The sequence below is a fragment of the Lentzea nigeriaca genome, assembly GCF_016907955.1.
Taxonomy (GTDB): Bacteria; Actinomycetota; Actinomycetes; order Mycobacteriales; family Pseudonocardiaceae; genus Lentzea; species Lentzea nigeriaca.
On sequence record NZ_JAFBCX010000018.1, the window covers coordinates 76,312 to 96,258 of the forward strand.

The 19,947-nt window shown below is 70.5% G+C and carries 17 protein-coding genes; 8 read left to right on the top strand and 9 right to left on the bottom strand.

Features of this window, described 5'->3' with window-relative positions; all coding sequences use genetic code 11:
• Positions 1-26 precede the first annotated feature (26 nt).
• Positions 27-440 (bottom strand): RidA family protein, encoded by a 414-nt coding sequence (locus JOD27_RS37840; RefSeq protein WP_204767164.1) that lies wholly within the window; start codon positions 438-440, stop codon positions 27-29.
• Positions 441-480: 40 nt separating this feature from the next.
• Here JOD27_RS37840 and JOD27_RS37845 point away from each other — a divergent pair, with 40 nt between their 5' ends.
• Genes JOD27_RS37845 through JOD27_RS37860 form a run of 4 tightly spaced genes read left to right on the top strand, consistent with a single transcriptional unit; the run spans position 481 to position 5,834 of the window.
• The gene (locus JOD27_RS37845; protein ID WP_204767165.1) at positions 481-963 is read left to right on the top strand and encodes a cupin domain-containing protein; all 483 of its coding nucleotides are present in this window, start codon (positions 481-483) and stop codon (positions 961-963) included.
• Entirely contained in the window at positions 960-1,856 is an 897-nt protein-coding gene (locus tag JOD27_RS37850) for an acyl-CoA thioesterase (RefSeq protein WP_204767166.1), read from the top strand. The genes JOD27_RS37845 and JOD27_RS37850 overlap by 4 nt, the downstream gene beginning before the upstream one ends.
• A gap of 31 nt (positions 1,857-1,887) precedes the next feature.
• Entirely contained in the window at positions 1,888-3,474 is a 1,587-nt protein-coding gene (locus JOD27_RS37855; protein WP_204767167.1) for an AMP-binding protein, read from the top strand.
• Positions 3,471-5,834, top strand: a complete 2,364-nt coding sequence (locus JOD27_RS37860) for a bifunctional salicylyl-CoA 5-hydroxylase/oxidoreductase (RefSeq protein WP_204767168.1) — start codon at positions 3,471-3,473, stop codon at positions 5,832-5,834. Before JOD27_RS37855 ends, JOD27_RS37860 begins: the two co-directional genes overlap by 4 nt.
• 109 nt (positions 5,835-5,943) lie before the next feature.
• Here the strand turns inward: JOD27_RS37860 and JOD27_RS37865 are convergent, their stop codons facing one another.
• Positions 5,944-8,025, bottom strand: a complete 2,082-nt coding sequence (locus JOD27_RS37865; protein WP_204767169.1) for a helix-turn-helix transcriptional regulator — start codon at positions 8,023-8,025, stop codon at positions 5,944-5,946.
• A 67-nt stretch (positions 8,026-8,092) separates the two neighbouring features.
• Between JOD27_RS37865 and JOD27_RS37870 the strand changes: the two genes are divergently transcribed.
• The 3 genes from JOD27_RS37870 (at position 8,093) to JOD27_RS37880 (ending at position 12,528) form a co-directional block, all read left to right on the top strand.
• Entirely contained in the window at positions 8,093-8,977 is an 885-nt protein-coding gene (locus JOD27_RS37870) for an SDR family NAD(P)-dependent oxidoreductase (protein ID WP_204767170.1), read from the top strand.
• Positions 8,978-9,088: 111 nt separating this feature from the next.
• Positions 9,089-11,863, top strand: a complete 2,775-nt coding sequence (locus JOD27_RS37875; protein WP_204767171.1) for an AIR synthase-related protein — start codon at positions 9,089-9,091, stop codon at positions 11,861-11,863.
• Positions 11,860-12,528, top strand: a complete 669-nt coding sequence (locus JOD27_RS37880; protein ID WP_204767172.1) for a phosphoribosylformylglycinamidine synthase subunit PurQ — start codon at positions 11,860-11,862, stop codon at positions 12,526-12,528. Before JOD27_RS37875 ends, JOD27_RS37880 begins: the two co-directional genes overlap by 4 nt.
• Positions 12,529-12,576: 48 nt before the next feature.
• Here JOD27_RS37880 and JOD27_RS37885 read toward each other — a convergent pair whose 3' ends face one another.
• The 4 genes from JOD27_RS37885 to JOD27_RS37900 form a co-directional block, all read right to left on the bottom strand.
• Positions 12,577-13,173 carry a hypothetical protein gene (locus JOD27_RS37885; RefSeq protein ID WP_204767173.1) on the bottom strand — a complete coding sequence of 199 codons (597 nt, stop codon included), beginning with the start codon at positions 13,171-13,173 and terminating at the stop codon, positions 12,577-12,579.
• A 171-nt stretch (positions 13,174-13,344) separates the two neighbouring features.
• Complete coding sequence (locus JOD27_RS37890) at positions 13,345-13,809, bottom strand: GyrI-like domain-containing protein (RefSeq protein ID WP_204767174.1); 465 nt, start codon at positions 13,807-13,809, stop codon at positions 13,345-13,347.
• Between the two features lie 140 nt (positions 13,810-13,949).
• Positions 13,950-14,225: a hypothetical protein gene (locus tag JOD27_RS37895; RefSeq protein WP_204767175.1), complete on the bottom strand. Its 276-nt coding sequence runs from the start codon at positions 14,223-14,225 to the stop codon at positions 13,950-13,952.
• Between the two features lie 40 nt (positions 14,226-14,265).
• Complete coding sequence (locus tag JOD27_RS37900; RefSeq protein WP_204767176.1) at positions 14,266-15,192, bottom strand: DUF2157 domain-containing protein; 927 nt, start codon at positions 15,190-15,192, stop codon at positions 14,266-14,268.
• A 217-nt stretch (positions 15,193-15,409) separates the two neighbouring features.
• On the opposite strand from JOD27_RS37900, the gene JOD27_RS37905 reads away from it, so the two are divergent.
• The gene (locus tag JOD27_RS37905; RefSeq protein ID WP_204767177.1) at positions 15,410-16,003 is read left to right on the top strand and encodes an Rv1733c family protein; all 594 of its coding nucleotides are present in this window, start codon (positions 15,410-15,412) and stop codon (positions 16,001-16,003) included.
• A gap of 1 nt (position 16,004) precedes the next feature.
• Here JOD27_RS37905 and JOD27_RS37910 read toward each other — a convergent pair whose 3' ends face one another.
• Genes JOD27_RS37910 through JOD27_RS37920 form a run of 3 tightly spaced genes read right to left on the bottom strand, consistent with a single transcriptional unit; the run spans position 16,005 to position 19,707 of the window.
• Positions 16,005-16,340 carry a spore germination protein GerW family protein gene (locus JOD27_RS37910; RefSeq protein ID WP_204767178.1) on the bottom strand — a complete coding sequence of 112 codons (336 nt, stop codon included), beginning with the start codon at positions 16,338-16,340 and terminating at the stop codon, positions 16,005-16,007.
• Positions 16,337-17,392, bottom strand: a complete 1,056-nt coding sequence (locus JOD27_RS37915; RefSeq protein WP_307830571.1) for an acetate/propionate family kinase — start codon at positions 17,390-17,392, stop codon at positions 16,337-16,339. The genes JOD27_RS37910 and JOD27_RS37915 overlap by 4 nt, the downstream gene beginning before the upstream one ends.
• A complete protein-coding gene (locus JOD27_RS37920; protein WP_204767179.1) occupies positions 17,383-19,707 on the bottom strand; it encodes a phosphoketolase family protein in 2,325 nt (774 codons plus the stop codon). The genes JOD27_RS37915 and JOD27_RS37920 overlap by 10 nt, the downstream gene beginning before the upstream one ends.
• Between the last annotated feature and the right edge of the window lie 240 nt (positions 19,708-19,947).

The following is a 19,947-nucleotide window of genomic DNA, read 5'->3' on the forward strand; positions in this document are numbered from 1 at the left end:
TCCCCATTTCGATGATCATGAAACCGCTATGGTCTGATCAGGCGGTTCTCGGGGATCACGGCGACCCCGAGGATCTCGATGAGGGCCTCCGGCTGCCACAGCGCGGTGCAGCCGATGCCCGCCATGGCCGGGTAGACGGGGCCCGCGAGCTCGCGCCACACCTTGCCGATCTCCTTGCCGTGGGCCTGATAGTCCGGGATGTCTGTGAGGTAGATGGTGATGCTGACCAGGTCCTCCGGCTCGCCGCCCGCCGCGCGCAGCGTGGTCAGCACGTTGCCGAACGCCTGGCGGAACTGCTCCACGATGCCGCCGGGGACGATCTTCATGTCGGCGTCGAGCGCCGTCTGCCCGCCCAGGTACAGGGTGGTGCCCGCGAGCGTGCCGTGCGAGTAGCCGCTCGGTGCGGGAAGGCTGGCCGGGTTCACTGCTACAGGCCTCATGCGTATTGACAATATCTGACGGCGGTGAAGAATGCGATATATGGAGCCCGACCTGAGCAAGTACCAGCTCGAAGGCGACAACTCGATGTACCGGCTGCCCAGTGGCCTGGTCGCCCCGGTGGTGACGCGCGGCGGCATGGAGAACCCGGACACCGCGAACTCCGGCGGCGCGATCCGGGTCTCCGGCGTGAGCATCCAGCACACCCCGGCGACGAAGCTGTGGTTCGGCAAGGTCACCAACGAACCCGGCTACCGCTCGGTGACCCACCACCACGGTGAGGCCGAGACCGGCGGCTACGTGCTGTCCGGCCGCGCGCGGATCTACTTCGGCGAGAAGTTCGAGGACTACGTCGACATGGAGGAGGGCGACTGGGTGTTCGTGCCGCCGTTCATGCCGCACATCGAGTGCAACCTCTCCCGCAACAAGCCGCTGACGTGGATGACGACGCGCACCCCGGAGAACATCGTGGTCAACCTCGACGACGTCCCCGACGAGGACCTGCGCGACTGGCTGACCCGATGACGGCCGGCACCTCCGCGATCTTCACTTCGGCCATCACGCTGGAGAAAGCCGATCCGGAGCACTTCGACCTGGCCTTCACCGCCGTCACGCAGCAGTGCCCGTGGCCCAAGGCGTACGGGGGAGACCTGGTCGCCGCCGCGGCCGCCGCGGCCATGCGTTCGGTGACCGACGGCAAGACGATGCACTCGATGCACAGCTACTTCCTGCGCCCGGCCGACATCGGCGCGCAGGTGCGCTACGAGGTGGAGGTGCTGCGCGACGGCAGGGGCTACAGCACCCGGCAGGTGCGCGGCTACCAGAACGGCAAGCCCCTCTACGTCTGCCTGGCGAACTTCGCCGTCGGCGAGTCCGGCGGCTGCTTCGAGGCCTCGTTCACCGATGACCTGCCCGGCCCCGACGACCTGCCCAGTTCGGCGGAGTACCTCGCCGGACGCAGCGGCGGCTCGATGACCGAGGTGTCGAAGGCGTACTGGTCCGGTGGCCGCAGTTTCGACATGCGGCACGTGCCCGGCCCCGTGTACCTCGCGGTCGAGGGCGAGCGGGCGCCGCACCAGGCGGTGTGGATCAAACCGTTCGACGCGCTGCGCCCGGTCGAGGGACTGACCGACGCCCAACGGGATCTCGCCGCGCTGGCCTACGTCTGCGACTACACGATCCTGGAGCCCGTCCTGCGGGTGCTCGACCTGCCGTGGGCACAGCCGGGACTCGTCACCGCGAGCCTCGACCACGCGATGTGGTTCCACCGCCAGGGCCCGGTCGGCGACTGGCTGCTCTACGCGCAGGACGCGGTCGCCGCCGACGGGGGCCGTGGCCTGGGGTACGGCCGCTTCTTCACGCGCGACGGCGGGCACCTCGCCACCGTTGCCCAGGAAGGCATGATCCGCGCCTCTTGACCCGCCGCCACGGGTCCAGGAAGGACTCAGCATGGACACCTTCGCCCGCGACCACCTACCGCCCGCGGCGTTGTGGCCGACGATCGAGTTCACCACGCCGGAGCTGCAGTACCCGGACCGCCTCAACGCCGCCACCGAGCTCATCGACGTGCCCGTGGCGAGGTTCGGCCCCGACCGCCCGGCGCTGCGCACCCCGGCGGGCGAGGTGTGGTCCTACGGCGAACTGCGGACCCGCGCCAACCAGGTGGCGCGGGTGCTGACCGAGGACTTCGATCTCGTTGCAGGGCAACGGGTTCTGCTGCGTTCGCCGAACAACCCGTGGACCGTGGCCGCGTGGCTCGGCGTGCTGAAGGCCGGCGGTGTCGTGGTGACCACCATGGCGGCGCTGCGCACCCGTGAGCTGACGCCGATCGTGGAGCGGACCCGTCCGTCGATCGCCTTGGTGGATGACCGGTTCGCGGAGGACGTTCGCGCTCTGCCGACGCTGACCGTGGTGACGTACGACGACCTCGCGGCACGCTGCGGGACGAAGCCGGGGGAGTTCACCGCCGTGGACACCGCCGCCGACGACGTGGCGCTGCTGGCACCGACGTCCGGCAGCACCGGCACACCCAAGATCACCATGCACTTCCACCGCGACGTGCTGTCGATCGACAACACCTTCGGCCGCCATGTGTTGCAGTTGAACGAGAACGACCTAGTCGCGTGCACGGCGCCGTTCGCGTTCACGTTCGGTCTGGGCATGCTCGTCGTGTTCCCGTTGCGGGCCGGTGCCTGCGCGCTGCTGACCGAGGCCGCCACGCCCGCCCAGGTCGCGGATCTGGTGCAGCAGCACGGAGTCACGGTGCTCGCGACGGCACCGACCGCGTACAAGGCGATCCTGCGGGACGGCGTGGACGGCAAGCTCGCCGGGTTGCGGACCGCGGTGTCGGCCGGTGAGCACATCCCGCGCGAGACGTGGGAGCGCCTGCGGGACAGGCTGGGGCTCAAGGTGATCGACGGCATCGGTGCCACGGAGTTGTTGCACATCTTCATCTCCGCCGCCGGTGACGACATCCGGCCGGGTTCCACCGGGAAGCCGGTGCCCGGCTACCGCGCCGCGATCCTCGATCCCGACGGTCTCGAACTGGGTGTCGGTGAACCGGGCCGGCTCGGCGTGATCGGGCCGGTCGGCTGCCGCTACCTCGACGACGTGCGGCAGAAGGACTACGTGGTGAACGGCTGGAACGTCACCGGCGACGTCTTCCACCGGGACTCCGACGGCTACTTCCACTACCACGCCCGCAGCGACCACATGATCGTCTCGTCCGGCTACAACATCGGCGGGCCGGAGGTCGAGGAGGCCATCGACACGCACCCGGACGTGGTGGAGTCCGCCGTCGTCGCCAAGCCCGACGAGGAACGCGGCTCGGTCGTGTGCGCCTTCGTGGTGCTGCGCGAGGGCGTGGAGGGCGACGCCGCGAAGGCCAAGGAGATCCAGGACCACGTCAAGCAGACCATCGCCCCCTACAAGTACCCGCGCGACGTGCGGTTCCGCACCTCGTTGCCGCGCAACGCGAGCGGCAAGCTGCAGCGGTTCGCGCTCCGCAAGATCGTCGAGGACGAGGTTCTGACGTGAAGATCGCTGTCGTCGGCGGTGGCCCCGGTGGCCTGTACTTCGCCGCACTGATGAAGCAGCTCGACCCTGCCCATGACATCACCGTCTGGGAACGCAACGCGCCGGACGACACCTTCGGCTTCGGCGTGGTGTTCTCCGACGAGACGCTGGGCGGCATCGAGAACGCCGACCCGGAGTTCGCCGACGCCATGGCCCGCAGGTTCGCCAGGTGGACCGACATCGACATCCACTACCGCGGCGAGAGCCACACCGTCGGCGGGCAGGGGTTCGCCGCGATGAGCCGCAAGGAGCTGCTCCGCCTGTTGCAGGAGCGGTGCCGCGCTCTCGGTGTCACCGTGCACTTCTCGACGCCCGCGCCCGACGCTCACCACCTGCGCGAGTCGCACGACCTCGTGGTGGCGGCGGACGGCCTCAACTCGCTCGTGCGACAGTCCTTTTCGGACTCGTTCCGGCCCGTGCTGGACCGCGGGCACAACAAGTACATGTGGCTCGGCACGGATCTCGTCTTCGAAGCGTTCCAGTTCTTCATCAAGGACACCGAGTGGGGGACCATGCAGGTCCACGGGTATCCCTACTCCGACAGCGGTTCCACGTTCATCGTCGAGATGCGTTCCGACGTCTGGCGCCGGGCCGGTTTCGACACCGGTGAGGAGTTCCCGCCGGGTGCCTCGGACGACCGCGCCGTCGAACGGATCCGCGAGCTGTTCGCCGAGGAGCTGGCCGGACATCAGGTGTTCGCCAACAACTCGAAGTGGCTGAGCTTCACCACCGTGCGCAACGAGCGGTGGCACCACGGCAACCTCGTGCTCGTCGGCGACGCCGCGCACACCGCGCACTTCTCGATCGGCTCCGGCACGAAGCTCGCGATGGAGGACTCGCTCGCGCTCGCCGCCTGCCTGCACGAACACCAGGACGTCGAGACCGCGCTGACGGCCTACGAGGCCGAGCGACGCCCCGTCGTGGAGTCGACGCAGCGTGCCGCCCAGGCGTCGCTGGAATGGTTCGAGAACATCGGCATGTACGTCGGGCAGGAGCCGACCCGGTTCTGCTTCAACCTGCTGACGCGGTCCCGCCGCATCACCTACGACAACCTCCGCACCCGTGACGCGGAGTTCGCCGACCGCGTCGACGCCGCCTTCGCCGCCTCCCAGGGACTCGACACCGTTGCCCCGGCGATGTTCCAGCCGTTCCGCCTGGGACAGCTGGAACTGAAGAACCGCGTGATCGTCTCGCCGATGGACATGTACTCCGCCGTTGACGGCGTGCCGGGCGACTTCCACCTCGTCCACCTGGGCTCCAAGGCGATGGGCGGGGCGGGCCTGGTGATGACCGAGATGGTGTGCGTGTCGCCTTCGGGCCGGATCACGCCCGGCTGCACGGGGTTGTGGACCGACGAGCAGCGTGACTCGTGGGCGCGGATCGTGTCGTTCGTCCACTCGCAGAGCACGGCCCGCATCGGTGTGCAGCTCGGCCATTCCGGGCGCAAGGGCTCGACCCGCCTGATGTGGGAGGGCATGGACGAACCGCTGCCGGAAGGCAACTGGGACGTCGTCGGCCCGTCGCCCCTGCCGTACGGCCCGGGCTCGCCGATCCCGCGCGAGATCGGCCGCGACGAGATGGACCGGATCACCGCCGAGTTCGCCGCCGCCGCCCGCCGCGGTGCCGACGCGGGTTTCGACCTGCTCGAACTGCACTGCGCGCACGGCTACCTGCTGTCGTCGTTCCTCTCGCCGATCGCGAACCGGCGCACCGACTCCTACGGCGGCTCGCTCGCCAACCGGCTGCGCTACCCGTTGGAGGTGTTCGACGCCGTCCGCGCGGTGTGGCCGGCCGAGCGCCCGATGATCGTGCGCATCTCCGCGACCGACTGGATGCCTGACGGCAACACCGAGCACGACGCCGTGGAGATCGCCCGCGCCTTCATCGCCCACGGCGCCAACGCGATCGACGTCTCCTCCGGCCAGGTGACGGCGGACGAGCGCCCGGCGTTCGGCCGCTCGTACCAGACCCCGTTCGCCGACCGGATCCGCCACGAGGCCCCCGGTGCGGCCGTCATCGCGGTGGGCGCCATCGCCTCCTACGACGACGTCAACTCCATCCTGCTGGCGGGGCGCGCGGACCTGTGCGCGATCGGCCGCACGCACCTGTACGACCCGCACTGGACCCTGCACGCGGCCGCCGAGCAGGGGTACCGCGTTCAGTGGCCCGTTCAGTACCAGGCAGGTAGCCGGAAGCCGCCGTCGGCGCGCACCGATGCGGTGCGGCCGCGGTTGTCGTTGTTGCGGGCGGAGGAGTCGGATCGGAACGTGCACCTGCGCTGGATTCCGCACCGTGAACCAGCGGCCGTCAGGGGGCGATGAGGACCTTCCCCTTGGCGTGGCCGCCTGCACGCGCGGGTGGCGGGACTGCCCTTCGAGGAGGGCGTGTTACCGCTCTCGGAGCAGTCAGAACGGCTGTTCCGCAGCGTGATCAACGCGCCGGGTGGTCGAGATCCAGCTCCCGCAACTGCGACCTGGTCGCTATGCCGAGCTTGGGGAAGATCTTGTACAGGTGGTGGCCGACGGTCCGGGGGCTGAGGAACAGACGCGCGCCGATCTCCTTGTTGGTCAGGCCCTGTGCGGCGAGGCGCGCGACGCTGAGTTCCTGCGGTGTCAGGCCGGTTGCCGTGCCGGTGGCGGGACGGAGCTGGAGGGCTGCCGCGCGGGTCCAGTGGGTCGCGCCCAGGTGCGTGAAGGTGTCGTGGGCCAGCCTCAGCTGCGAGCGTGACTGGTGTTTGTTGCGGCGCAACCATTCGCCGTGCAGCAGGGCCGCACGAGCCTGTTCGTGGGGGTGGTCGGGGAACGCTTCGGCGGCGGCCTCGGCGAAGAGCTCGGGTGTGCCGGTGAGCAGCGCTCGGGCGCGACAACGCCTGCTGCGCAGGAGGGGCGTGGTCGCGGGCGGGAGGGCCACGTGGCCGGCGGGAGTCCCGTTGCGGAGGCAGGCTTCGACGAGATCGGCGGCGGCCCAACGGCTGACGAGGGTGTGTCCGGTGGGGGAGGTCGGTTCGGCGATGGCGGAGAGGTGGGCGACCGCGGTCTCGTTGTCCCCTGTGGACAGTGCGAGCTGGCCCAGTGCCCACGCCGCCTTGGCTGCGGCCAGCCGGTTGTGCAGCGGCACGGCGAGGGCAAGCGCCGCGGACGCGTGTTCGCGGCAGAGCTCCGGGTTCGGTGCGGCGAGGGCCAGCACCGCGTGGAAGTCGGCGGCACGGGCGCGCTGGCCGGTTTCGCGGGCCGAGCGAAGTCCTTCCCCGGCACGGGAGAACGCCGCGTTCCAGTGGCCGAGTTCGTGTTCCAGCTCGGCCAGCCACAGCTCGGGGAACGCGAGCACGGCCTGCATCCCGTTCACGGAGAACGATGTCCTGGCCTCGATGCCGAACCGCAGCGCGGCACGCGGGTCGGCACCGTGGCGGGCGATCACGAGCGGCCACAACCACTGGTGGACGTCGCTGCGCAGCAGCGCGGCTGGTGCGGTGGCGCGCAACTGCCACGGGTCGGCGGTCGTGCCGACGCGCAGCCGGGCGAGTTGCTCGACGAACGTCGTGAAACCCAGCTCCGCGCCGGCCTCGGACAGGTGGGCCAGCGCGGGAGTGGTGTCGATGTCGGCGTGGAGGGCGGCCGCGACCGCCATGAAGAGCAGACCGACGGCTTCCTCCGGCGGCCTGCGCATGGCCGCGCGCACGAGGTGGTCGTGGGCCGAGCGCTGGTCGTCGTCGCTCAGCGCGATGAGGCCGTGCAGGCGGTCCAACGCGGCGGCGTCGGACACCGACGCGGTCAGCGAGCGGGCGAGCGCCGGGTGGCCGGACTTCCACGCCGCGTAACCTGCGGCCGCCAGCCTGCGTTCGCGGTCGGACGGCGCGGACAGGTCCGCCGCACGCCGGAGCAGATCGGCCGCGGTGGCCAGGCCACCGCGCCTGGAGGCGGTGGTGGCCTCGGCTTCCAGTGCGGCCGCCAGGTCCTCGTCCGGCCCGGACGCGGCCGGCGCGCGGTGCACGTCAGACCGATCCGTGGTCTCGGTGCCGGGCAGCACCAGTTCCGGCAGATCGAGAGCCGGGCCGTCGGTGGCCAGCACGAACGCGACGGGCGCGTCGGCGACGCGGCGTGCGCAGAACCCCAGCGCGGTGGCCGAGGAACGGTCCCACCACTGCAGGTCGTCGACGATCACCAACACCGGCCCCGCCGAACGCAGCAACCGCAGCACGGCCGTGTACACGACGAGGTCGGTGCAGGCGGCGGTGGAGCGACCGAGCACCACCTCGATCGCCGACCGGTGCGGCTCGGGCAGGACGGAGCTGTCCAACGGGGTCAGCAGTTGCTGCAGCCCGGCGAACACCAGCTCGGCCTCGGCTCGGACGCCCGTCCCGGACAGCACGGTCATCCCAGCCGCGCGGTCCGCGGCCCAGCGCAACAACGTGGTCCTGGCGTCACCCGGTCCACCGCGCAGCACGAGCGCACCGCCGTGTCCCGAGCGCGCGTCGGCCAGCAACGCGGCCAGAGCCTCCTGCTCGAAGATCACACTGCCACGCTAGACCAGTCACTTTGACAGATGTCTCGGTCACGACGGCCCGCCGAAGATCAAGGCCATGAACAACATCACTCGCCGCACGGTTCTGGCCGCAGGCACCGCAGCAGGACTCGCCGCCGTGGTTCCGGCGCGGGCGCGACCGCACGGCAAGATCGTCATCATCACCGGCGGCACGTCCGGAATCGGCAAGGCCGCCGCGAAGGCGTTCGCCGCCCAGGGCGCCAAGGTCGGCTTCTGCGGCCGCCGCGAACAGCTCGGCCGGCAGGTCGAGCAGGAGATCCGCGCGGCCGGGGGAGAGGCCTGCTACATCCGGGCCGACGTGCGCAAACCCGACGAGGTCAAGGCTTTCGTCGACGCCGTCGCCGACCGCTGGGGAGGCCTCGACATCGCCTTCAACAACGCGGGGATCGGCGTCTCGGCCGCGCCGCACGACCTCACCCTCGAACAGTGGGACGACGTCATGGACACCAACGCGCGTGGCGTGTTCCTGGCGATCAAGCACGAGATCCCGCACATGCTGAGGGCCGGGCACGGCGTGATCATCTGCACCTCGTCCTCGGCGGCGGAGCAGGCCCGGCCGACCGGCGCCGCCTACACCGCCAGCAAACGCGCCGTGCAGGGCATCGTGAAGGCGGCCGCGCTCGCGTACGGGGCCAAGGGCATCCGGGTCAACGCGATCCTGCCCGGCACCACCGACACGGCGTTCGTCCGTCCGCCGGGCATCCCGGACGACGCCTGGGCGAAGTTCAAGGCCGCCTACGGGCCGCTCAACATCGACGGCATCGAGCGGATGGCGTCACCCGAGGAGATCGCGAACGCCGTCGTCGGGCTGGCGTCCGATGGGTTCGGCTACCTCAACGGCGCCTCCGTCGTGGTCGACGGCGGTGCGACGGCAGGCCGCAGGATGGTCATCCCGCCGGGCTTTCCCGGTTCGGAACAGTAATCACGATTACTTCAGTGCTGACTAAAAGCAGTTACCAGGGGTGCCTCCGCGCCGTCAGCCGCCATTTAGGAGAATCTCTGCTGACGCCCGAGCACAGCTCCAGGAGGATTGTTGATCCACAAGTTCTCGGTTCGCTCCGCGGGCACCGCGGAGCCCGACATCCGTGAGCTAGGCCGATCGTGGGAGCTCGACGACCTCGAGGTGTGGCGCGACTACTACGTCGAGTTCGAGGGCGAGCCAGAGGCGGCGGCGCTGAACGAGGTGGCCGCGGTGCTCGGCGACCAGCTCGACGTCGTGGTCTCCGTGGACCAGCCGCTGGAGCCGGGCGACGTGCAGGTCGCGTACAAGCGCGGCGTGGTGGACAACGAGAGCGACTCGATCGTCACCGTGTGCGGTCTGCTCGGCGTGCGGGCGCGCGCGGGCAAGGTCGCGACCACCTACCGGTCGGCGTCGCCGCGGCTGCGCGAGCTGGTCGCGTCCACGCGGTTCAACGCGACGATCGAAGAGCTGCACGACTCCGAGCCGCACTACGACACCCTCCTGCCGCAGGGTCATTACGAGCCGACCGTGCACTACGACCTGCGCGGGCTCGACGACGCGGCGCTCGCCGAGCTGGGTGTCGCCGGTGGGCGCAACCTCTCGCTCGCCCAGATGCGGCACGTGCGGCACATCCAGGAGACGCTCGGCGACGAGTACGTCACCGAGGTCCTGCTGGAGGCGTTGGACGCGCGGTGGAGCGACCACTGCGCGCACACCACCTGGAAGTCGCTGGGCAGCCTGCTCGGCAGGCTCGTCGATGCCGCCAAGGACGTCGCGAACCCGAACGTGCTGAGCATGTTCCACGACAACGCGGGCGTCTGGGACTTCTACGACGGCCACGCGATCGCGATCAAGGCCGAGACGCACAACGGGCCGTCGGCGATCTCCGGCTACTTCGGCCAGCTGACCAAGCTCGGCGGCGTGCTGCGCGACATCCTCGGCACCGGCCTGAGCGCCGACCCGATCGGCAGCTTCGAGTACACGGCGGTCGGCGAGCCGGAGGCGCCCGCGCCGATCAAGGGCCGTCCGGACGCGCGCAGGCTCGCCCAGGAGACGATCCGGGCGATCAAGGAGTACGGCAACACGTTCGGCGTGCCGATGATGTCGTCGCGCATGACGTTCCACCCGGCGTACCGCGCCAAGCCGTTCGCGCTGGGCGGCAGCATCGGCCTGCTGCCGGTGTCGGCTGCGCAGCGGGGCACCCCGCGGCCGGGCGACTTCGTCGTGCTGATCGGTGGTCTGACCGGCAACGAGGGCATCCACGGCGCGTCCGCGAGCTCGGCGGGCGCCACGATGGACACGACCGCGGTGCAGATCGGTGCGCCGCTGGAACAGGTGAAGTTCCGCAAGGCGCTGATCGAGCTGCGCGAGGAGGGCTGCCTGAGCGCGCTGACCGACGTCGGTGGCGCCGGCCTGAACAGCGCTGTCGGTGAGATCGGTGAGGCGTGCGGGGTGTGGATCAACACCGCGCTGGTGCCGTTGAAGACCGCGGCGCTGCCGATGTGGCGGATCCTGCTGTCGGAGTCGCAGGAGCGCATGCTGCTCGCCGTGCCGCCGGAGCACCAGGAGCGCGCGAAGAAGATCCTCGACAAGCACATGGTCCGCTCGACGGTCATCGGCCGGTTCGCCGACACCGGCCGCTACCACGTCTTCCACGCGCCGGACCTGACCGAGGAGAAGCTGATCGCGTCCGCGCCGGACGCGGTGCCGGCGCACCAGGGCGAGACCGGTTTCGACGTGTCGTACGACCTGCTGGACATCGAGGTCGAACGGCAGGAGGTCGGCCCGCCGCCGCGTCCGTCCGGCGTTCCGGAGTGGCCGTCGCTGGCGCCCGCCGAGCTCGCCGGGCTGCTGGAGCAGGTCGTCTCCGACGCGGAGGTGGCGTCGCAGCACTACGCGGACTCGCAGTACGACTCCACGGTGCAGGGCCACACCTGGTACGGCCCGCACTACGGCACCGAGCAGGCGGTGCGCACGGCCTACTGGGCGGGCACGCCGGTCGCGGGTTCGCCTGCCGCGGCGGTGCTGAACACCGCATTCAACCCGTGGCTGTTCGAGGCCGACCCGGTCGCGGCGACCCGGCAGATGTTCTGCGCGGCGATCGCGGGCCAGGTGCTCGCGGGCGTCGCCGTGCACGACATCTGCATGTGCGACAACTTCTACACCCCGCACCTGTCGGAGAACTGGCGCGAATGGCTGGTCGGCATGGTCGACGAGCTGGCGGTGCTGGTCCGCCACTTCGGTGTGCCGCTGATCTCGGGCAAGGACTCCTCGGCCGGTTCGGTGCACACCGACGAGGGCCTGGTCAGCGTGCCGCCCGCGGTGTTCCTGAGCGCGCTGGGCAAGGTGCCGCACCGCGACGGCCTGCTGCGCGAGCAGTGGACCGCGCAGGACAACGTGCTGGTCCACATCGGACTGTCGACGTCGTCGCCGGTCGGTACCGTCGCCGGGCGCAAGCTCGGTCTGACGGCCGGTGCGCTGGACGACCTTTCCCTGTCCGAAGTGGACAGCTACCTGGCGGCACTGGCGGCGAGCAGGGACCTGCTGCGCAGCGGTGCCCGCATCGGCGCCGGTGGTGTCGCTGCCGCGCTCGCCCAGGGCGTGCTGGCGAGCGGCATCGGGGTGCGGCTCGGGTCCGCGACCACCGAGTCGCTCTTCGCGGAGCACCGCGTGGGCGCGGTCGTCGAGGTCGCCCAGGCCGATGTCGACCGCCTGCCAGCCGAGCTCAATCCCGTCGTGCTCGGGGCGCTCGTGCCGGGCGCGGGCATCCTGGTCGACGGCACCGACCTGTTCACCCCGGCCGCGCGCGACGGCTGGCTCAACTCGTTCACGGCGAGGATCGCATGAAGCCGACCGTCAACGTCCTGTACCTCCCCGGCACGAACTGCCAGGAGGAGACCGTCGCGGCGTTCGCCGCGGTCGGTGCGACCCCGCGGCTGAGGTTCGCCGCCGATCTGCTGGCCGGTGACGAGCGGCTCGACGACGCCGACATCCTCTGCATTCCCGGCGGGTTCTCGTTCGGCGACCACCTCGGCGCGGGTGCGGTGGCGGGCGCGTTGCTGCGCAGCCACCTGGCCGACCAGTTCGAGACGTGCCGGACGCGGCCGCTGATCGGTATCTGCAACGGTTTCCAGATCGCGGTGCGCGGCGGCTGCTTCGGCAAGGTGGGGCTCAAGGTGAACAGCTCCGGCACGTTCCGCAACGAGGAGAACCAGCGCCACGTCGTGGACGAGGACAACGACAGCCCGTGGCTCACCGGCCTCGGCGGTCAGACCCTCGTCTTCCCGTGTGCGCACGGTGAGGGCCGTTTCCACCCGGACAGCACCGGGGCGGAGTACCGCGTCGCGTTGCGCTACGAGAAGGAGTCCAACCCGGACGGCTCGTTCGAGAACATCGCGGGCATCACCAGCCTGGACGGGCTGTCGTTCGGGCTGATGGACCACCCGGAGCGGGCGGTGGACCCCGAGGTGCGGCTCGCGTTCTTCGAGAATGGTGTCCGCGCGGTGCGCTGACGTCGTCTGAACGGTGCGGGGCAGGGAGTTCGCTCCCTGCCCCGTTTTTCAGCGCTCGACCAGGCGGGTGAGGGCGAAACCGGTGATCGCGGCCATGGTCGCGGCCATCACGAGACCTCCGAGCGCGCCGATGAGCGTGATCAGCACGGTGGTCTGACCCGGTTGCCACAGGGGAGTGGTGACCGCGGTGAACGCGATCAGGCCCGCGCCCCACGCCAGGGCGTTCGCCCAGATCCAGTTGGAGGCGTGGCGCACGTAGTGGCGCAGCACCAGCCATTGGCCGGTGCCCAGCGACAGCAGGACGGCGGCGCCCGACATCGCGGCCAGCAGGATCACCGCGGGCAGCGGCAGGGTGCCCAGGCGTTCGGCGTTGCCGGCGGCGAGCATCGCGATCGCCCAGGCGAACCCCGCCGCGAGGGCCGTGACGCCGATCCAGCGCGATGCGTCGAAGTCGTGGAACGTGCGGCGCAGGACGACGCACTGTGCCGCACCGAGGACCACGCCCTCGACGATGCCCGCGAGGACGAGCAGCGGTGCCGACGACGTCAGCGCGCCGGCGAGGGCCGGGGCGAGGAAACCGGTGAACTCGCCGGCCGTCACCCAGGTGAACCAGCTGTTGCGGACGGTCGTCAGCGTGGTGCTCATGGTTCCACGATCGGCCATCGACCGCGGTGAGCGCAGGGACGAAGGTCCTCATCTCGGCGGTGCGCAGTCCTCGTGTCCGGCAGGGGAATCGGGGAAGACAGTGTGGTGGTATGACGCACATCGTGATCGCCGGCGGAGGGCCGGCCTGCTCGTCGCCGCGGTGAGCGCAGGTCAGTCCCGGCGCAACGGGACGACCACCTCGGTGAGGTAGTCACCAGGCGTCGCCGCGGTGTCCGGTCCCGTGAGGTACAGCTCCCGCGGCGGCCCGGCCTGCTCGAGGCCGTGTTCGCGAATCCACGCGAACAAAGCCTCGTAGGCAGCGTTGATCTCGTCGTAACGGCCGCGGTGGAACGTCATCGCGACCGGCCCCTCCGGCAGCACGACGATGTCGATCGCCTCGCTGCCGTCGGGGCTGCCGGAGATCGGCAGGTACAGGTCGAGATCGACTTCCTGACCGGGGGCCGGGCAGCTGAGCTGCGGCGGCCCGGTGGGTGTCACGGCGGAGCGTGAGGCGAAGTCGTAGAGGTTCTGCAGTCCTTCGCCGACGGCGCTGGCGATGCGGGCAGCCGTCGTGTGCACCCGCTGGTGGCAGGTGACGGTGGAGGGGAACTCGGTGAGGGTCACGTCGTACGTCATGAGCCTGAGGATCCGCAGCGGACGGGGTGCGGGGCAGAGTCCAACGGCTCGTGGTGCCGGGAAACTCGGCGGTTCGGGCGTGCCCGGTGCGGCAGGGCGAGCGGCGGCGGGTCTCCCTGCCGCACCGTGTCGTCCCGCGATCAGAAGATGATCTCGCAGCCGGACAGCGACTCGAAGCGCGAGTCGCAGCGGTCCGCGCCTCCCTCGCGGCCGTCGCCCACGTCCAGGCCGGACTGGTCGGTCAGCGTGTCGTTGCCCGCGCCACCTTCGAGCCGGTCCGGACCCTCACCGCCGAGCAGCGTGTCGTCGCCCGCCTCACTGCCGAGGACGTCGCTGCCGTTCGTCCCGACCTGCGTCGCTGCCAGGCCGTTGCACGTCTGCGGTTGCGCCGACGCCGTGGCCGTCGGCCAGGGCACCATCCCCGCGGTCGGCAGGAACAGGTCAAATCCAGGCGGCTCAACGGGTACGGCGCAGCCAGGTGCTCACGAGACTGGTGGCGAGCAGCACCGCGCCCGCCACGAGGAGCAGCACGCCTCCACCCACGGCACCATCGGTCAGGTCCCACACCATTTCCGGCACCACGATCGTCGTGGCGACCACACCCGCCACGAGCAACACCGTCGAGTGCACGACGAGGTAGACGGCGAAACAGGCGACAGCGAGCCCGGCGGTGAGCGAGTAGGTCACCCATGCCTTGTCGCCCAGCGGTTGCTGCGCGCCGAACAACGCCGTCGCGGCACCGACGGCCAGCGCGAGCGGAACCGGGCGCAGAACGTCCACAAGGGACAGGAGAGCGCCGATCAGCCCGAGCGCGAACAACGCCACACCCACGACGAGCAGGGTGTCGCCGGCGAACTCGGTGGTCCACGCGACGACAGCGGCGATCGCGGCCCCCGCCAGCGCCAGGTAGGCCAGCGCCGTCGGCACCAGCACGTAGGCGACGACCGCCACGACGAAGGCGGTCGTCGCACCGACGACGAACTCGCGAGACGACACCGCTGTTCCCGCCGTGAACGCCGACGTCACCACGGCGAGCGAGAACAACGTGGTGACCACTCGCCCGCGCACACCCGCGACGGTGCGCACCGATCCGCCCGCCACGACGAGGGCAGCCACGACCAGCCCGACCGTGGCGGCCCCGAGCACCGCGACCCTGGTGAGGCGGGACATGTCCTCCCAGGACAGTCCGAGCAGCAACGCGGCCCCGCCGAGGACGAGCCCGCCGCCGACGTACGCGGCCAGCTCGGTGACGAGATCGGCCACGCGCCGCGGGGCGCCGGTGTCCTCGAGTGCCTGGCGGACGGCGCTTTCCTGCTCGGCGGACAGCACGCCCCGCGTGGTGAGGTCGTGCAGCGCCTGGTCCTGCCTCGCGGTCATCGCCATGGTCGTCACCCCTTCGCCCGCGTTTTCATTGTGGCCTGGCAGGACCAGGACAGCGACACTGGTTGGTTCACGGGTGGTTCGCCCTCCCGGACGGCCCACGCCGGAGCATCCTTCGCGGCGGGCGAGCCGTCGCGGAAACCGTCCTTCCCCGAGGTGACCAATGACCCTGGGAATGCGATCCTGGTCAGGAGAAACCTTGCTCGCGGAGGTGGACACCATGGGTTCGAAGCCGCTCTCGCGAGTCGTCCGGCAGGCCTTCCCCGGCCGCAACGAGCTGGCGACCGCCGGCGATCGCCTCGAAGGCGCGGTGCTGGCCGCCGCCCTGGTGATCGCGCTGCTCGCCGTGCCCGTCGCGGGCGCTGTCGGCTCCGAACTCCACGCGAGGCAGCAGACGCGGGTGGCGGTGGACCAGCAGACCCGTCAGCGCGCCGACGCCGTGCTGGCGGAGAACGCCCCGCCCGCCGCGCACGTGGATGATCGCGGCACGGTGCTGGAGGCGGTACCGGTGCGGGCGAGGTGGCTCGGGCCGGACGGGCAGGAGCGGCAGGGCGAGGTGCAGGCCCACTACGGAGCGACCGCCGGCACCACCGTGCCGATCTGGATCGACCGGCACGGTGGCCTGACGGCGCCGCCGTTGTCCGCCGAGGGCGCGGTGATCACGGCGATCGGCGCGGCCCTGCTGGTGTGGGGCGCGGCGACGGCGGCGGTCGCGTTGCTCTACCTCGTCACCCGGTTCGTGCACACTCGGCTGCGCAGGCGGCGCTGGGAACTGGAGTGGCGGCAGGTCTCCCGCGAGTGGACGGCACGCTGACTCAGCCGCGCCGGGCCCTGACGATGCGCAACGCCACGAAGAGCGCGGCGATGGCGACCGCACCGGCCGTGGCGACCAGGCGGTTCACGTCGACGGCAGGCTCCCAGCGGACGTTGCCGTCCTTGATGACGTAGGCACCGGTGGGCTTCGCGTTGAGCCCGAAGCCGCCGCCCTCTCCCTGCTGGCCCTTCTCGTCCTTCCCGGTGCCCCCGCCCGCGCCGCCGGAGAGCGTCGCGGCGGCGATCACCGTGACGCCGTCCTTCTCGTAGGGCTCGGCGTAGACCTTCCTGGCCTCCAGCGAGTCCTTGGTCTTCGCGATCAGTTCGTCGACCTTCATGAGCACTCCTCGAAGTCAAGAACGGCACGCGTCCGACCCGCGATCTCCAGGTCTTCCCGCGCTTCCACCACGAACACGTCCATCGCACCGAGAAACGCCAGCCTGGCGCCGACCTCGGTGCGCAGCTCTGCATCGTGTTCACCCACGCCTCCGGTGAACACCAGGACATCGATACCACCGAGAGACGCGGCCATGGCGGCGATTGCCTGACACAGCCGATGCACGTACACGCGCAACGCCAGCATCGCGCGCTCGTCACCGGCCTCCGCGGCACGGCGCACGTCCCGCATGTCACCGGTCCCGCTCAGACCGGCGAGCCCCGAGTGGTGTTCCAGGCCGTCCTCCAGCTCGTCGAGCGAGAGGCCCGCCCGCAGCAGCCACACCAGCAGGCCGGGATCGACGTCACCGCTGCGGGTCGCCATCACCAGACCGGCGAGGGGAGTGAAGCCCATCGTGGTGTCGACGGATCGTCCCTTGTGGATGGCCGCGAGCGATGCCCCGGCGCCCAGGTGGCAGCTCACCACCCGAGCGTCCGGTGCGCCGGCCAGTTCGACCGCCCTGCGTGACGCGTAGGCGTGGGAGAGGCCGTGGAACCCGTAGCGGCGCAGATCCCATTTCTGCCGCCACTGCGAGGGCAGCGCGTAGGTGGTGGCGTGCGGCGGCATCGTGGCGTGGAACGCCGTGTCGAAGCACGCCACCTGCCGCACTCCGGGCAGCACCTCACCCACCGCGTCGATGCCGGCCAGCGCACGGGGTTGGTGCAGCGGCGCGAGAGAGGTCAGCCGTTCGAGATCGGCGCGCACGTGGTCGTCGATCAGGAGAGCCGACGTGGCAGCGCCGCCGTGCACCACGCGGTGCCCGACGGCGTCGACCGCGGGAGCCGCGGCGAGAAAGTCCCGCAGCGGCCCGGTGTCCGCGTCCCAGCGTTCGACGTGCCGCGCGGCGAGGACGGTGTCGTCCGGGCCGAGCACGCCGAGCTTCAGACTCGACGAGCCCGCGTTCACCACGAGCACATTTCTCTTGGCAACGTTCCCGGAGAGTGTCACTGCCACGTCCAGTCGCGCACCTCGGGCAGGTCCTCGCCGTGCTCGCGGATCCACGCGTGGTGGCGGGTGCGCTGGTCCTGCATGAGCTGCCGCAGCCGGGCGGCCTTCGGGCCGAGCCCCGGCACGCGGTCGACGACGTCGATGACGAGCCGGTAGCGGTCCATGTCGTTGAGCACCAGCATGTCGAACGGCGTCGTGGTCGTGCCCTCCTCCTTGTAACCGCGCACGTGGAGGTTGCGGTGGTTGGTGCGCCGGTAGGTCAGCCGGTGGATCAGCCACGGATAGCCGTGGTAGGCGAAGATCACCGGGCGGTCCGTCGTGAACACCGCGTCGAACTCGCGGTCCGGCATGCCGTGCGGGTGCTCGGTGTCGGGCTGCAGCCGCATCAGGTCCACCACGTTCACCACGCGCACGCGCAGTGACGGCAGATGCTGACGCAGCAACGACGTGGCGGCCAGCACCTCCACGGTGGGCGCATCACCCGCGCACGCGAGCACCACGTCCGGCTCGTCCTCGTCGTTGCTCGCCCACTCCCAGATGCCCGCCCCGCGCGCGCAGTGCAACGCGGCTTCGTCGGCGGAGAGCCAGTCCGGGGTGTCGTTCTTGCCCGCGACGATCACGTTCACGTAGTCGCGGCTGCGCAGGCAGTGGTCGGCGACCTGGAGCAACGTGTTGGTGTCCGGCGGCAGGTAGACGCGGACGACCTCGGCCTTCTTGTTCATCACGTGATCGATGAAGCCGGGGTCCTGGTGGGAGAAGCCGTTGTGGTCCTGCCGCCACACGTGCGAGCTGAGCAGGTAGTTGAGCGACGCGATCGGCCGTCGCCAGTCCAGCCGCTGGTGCGTCTTGAGCCACTTGGCGTGCTGGTTGAACATCGAGTCGACGATGTGGATGAACGCCTCGTAGCAGTTGAACAGCCCGTGCCTGCCCGTCAGCAGGTAGCCCTCCAGCATGCCCTGGCACAGGTGCTCGGACAGCACCTCGACGACCCTGCCGTCGTGCGACAGGTGCTCGTCCACGGGCAGCGTCTCGGCCTGCCACTGCTTGCCGGTCACCTCGAACACCGCGCCGAGCCGGTTGGAGGCCGTCTCGTCGGGCCCGAACACGCGGAAGTCGGCGGCACCGGCGTTGAGCGTGATGATGTCGCGCAGCATCCGGCCGAGCGCCCTGGTCGGCTCGGACTGCGTGGTGCCGTGTTTGACGACGTCGACGGCGTGCTCCCGCACCGACGGCATCTTCAGTTCGCGCAACAGCAGACCGCCGTTGGCGTGCGGGGTCGCGCCCATCCGGCGGGTGCCGTGCGGCACCAGCTCGGAGAGTTCCGGCCGTGGCGCGCCGTTCGCGTCGAACAGCTCCTCCGGCAGGTAGCTGCGCAGCCACGCCTCCAGCTGCCTCAGGTGGTCCGGGTTGTCCCGCACGCCGGCGAGCGGCACCTGGTGCGCGCGCCAGGTGTTCTCGACCGGCACACCGTCCACTTCGGACGGGCCGGTCCACCCCTTCGGGCTGCGCAGCACGATCATCGGCCAGCGCGGCCGGTCGGTGCGCACCTTGATCCGCGCGATCTCGCCCACCACCTGGTCGAGCACCTCGGCCATGCGGGCGTGCATCACGTCCGGCTCGTCGCCCTCGACGTAGTACGGCGTGTAGCCGTACCCGCGCAGCAACGCGTCGAGCTCGTCGCGCGGGATGCGCGCGAGCAGGCTCGGGTTCGCGATCTTGTAGCCGTTGAGGTGCAGGATCGGCAGCACCGCGCCGTCCCGCACCGGGTTGAGGAACTTGTTGGCGTGCCAGCTGGTCGCGAGCGGCCCGGTCTCGGCCTCGCCGTCACCGACCACGCACGCCACGATCAGGTCCGGGTTGTCGAACGCCGCGCCGAACGCGTGGGCCAGCGAGTAGCCCAGCTCACCGCCCTCGTGGATGGAGCCCGGCACCTCGGGCGCCACGTGGCTCGGCACGCCGCCGGGGAAGGAGAACTGCCGGAACAGCCTGCGCATGCCCTCGCCGTCGCGCGGCACGTCCGGGTAGGTCTCGCTGTAGGTGCCCTCCAGCCAGGTGTTCGCGAGCAGCGCGGGACCGCCGTGCCCCGGCCCGGTCACGAACAGCACCTCCAGGTCGCGTTCCTTGATGACGCGGTTCAGGTGGGCGTAGACGAAGTTCAGACCCGGCGTCGTTCCCCAGTGCCCGAGCAACCGGGGCTTGATGTGCTCGGGCGCGAGCGGCTCGGTCAGCAGCGGGTTGTCCATCAGGTAGATCTGGCCGGCCGACAGGTAGTTGGCGGCTCGCCAGTACGCGTCGACCAGCGACAGGTCGGCGTGGGACATGACGCACTCCTCTGCTCGATGTGCCTCCCACGGTGCTGACTGAACGGATCCAGGACCAGGGACTCAGGTCCCGGTGTGCCCGGCTCTTTCGGACCTGTCTCGGTTGTCACTTCGTACGGAGGTTCAGATGAGGCACGCGGGCGCGACGGAGCGACAACGCGCTGAGGAGCTCCGCGACGAGTTCCGGCTCGCCCTCGACCTTGACGAACACGCCACGGACGTCGTTGCCCGCCAGGCCGG

Excerpts from the sequence above, each read along its gene's own strand:
- JOD27_RS37840 (WP_204767164.1), bottom strand. The coding sequence starts at position 440 with ATGAGGCCTGTAGCAGTGAACCCGGCCAGCCTTCCCGCACCGAGCGGC.
- JOD27_RS37845 (WP_204767165.1), top strand. The coding sequence starts at position 481 with ATGGAGCCCGACCTGAGCAAGTACCAGCTCGAAGGCGACAACTCGATG.
- JOD27_RS37850 (WP_204767166.1), top strand. The coding sequence starts at position 960 with ATGACGGCCGGCACCTCCGCGATCTTCACTTCGGCCATCACGCTGGAG.
- JOD27_RS37855 (WP_204767167.1), top strand. The coding sequence starts at position 1,888 with ATGGACACCTTCGCCCGCGACCACCTACCGCCCGCGGCGTTGTGGCCG.
- JOD27_RS37870 (WP_204767170.1), top strand. The coding sequence starts at position 8,093 with ATGAACAACATCACTCGCCGCACGGTTCTGGCCGCAGGCACCGCAGCA.
- JOD27_RS37880 (WP_204767172.1), top strand. The coding sequence starts at position 11,860 with ATGAAGCCGACCGTCAACGTCCTGTACCTCCCCGGCACGAACTGCCAG.
- JOD27_RS37885 (WP_204767173.1), bottom strand. The coding sequence starts at position 13,173 with ATGAGCACCACGCTGACGACCGTCCGCAACAGCTGGTTCACCTGGGTG.
- JOD27_RS37890 (WP_204767174.1), bottom strand. The coding sequence starts at position 13,809 with ATGACGTACGACGTGACCCTCACCGAGTTCCCCTCCACCGTCACCTGC.
- JOD27_RS37900 (WP_204767176.1), bottom strand. The coding sequence starts at position 15,192 with ATGGCGATGACCGCGAGGCAGGACCAGGCGCTGCACGACCTCACCACG.
- JOD27_RS37905 (WP_204767177.1), top strand. The coding sequence starts at position 15,410 with ATGGGTTCGAAGCCGCTCTCGCGAGTCGTCCGGCAGGCCTTCCCCGGC.
- JOD27_RS37910 (WP_204767178.1), bottom strand. The coding sequence starts at position 16,340 with ATGAAGGTCGACGAACTGATCGCGAAGACCAAGGACTCGCTGGAGGCC.
- JOD27_RS37920 (WP_204767179.1), bottom strand. The coding sequence starts at position 19,707 with ATGTCCCACGCCGACCTGTCGCTGGTCGACGCGTACTGGCGAGCCGCC.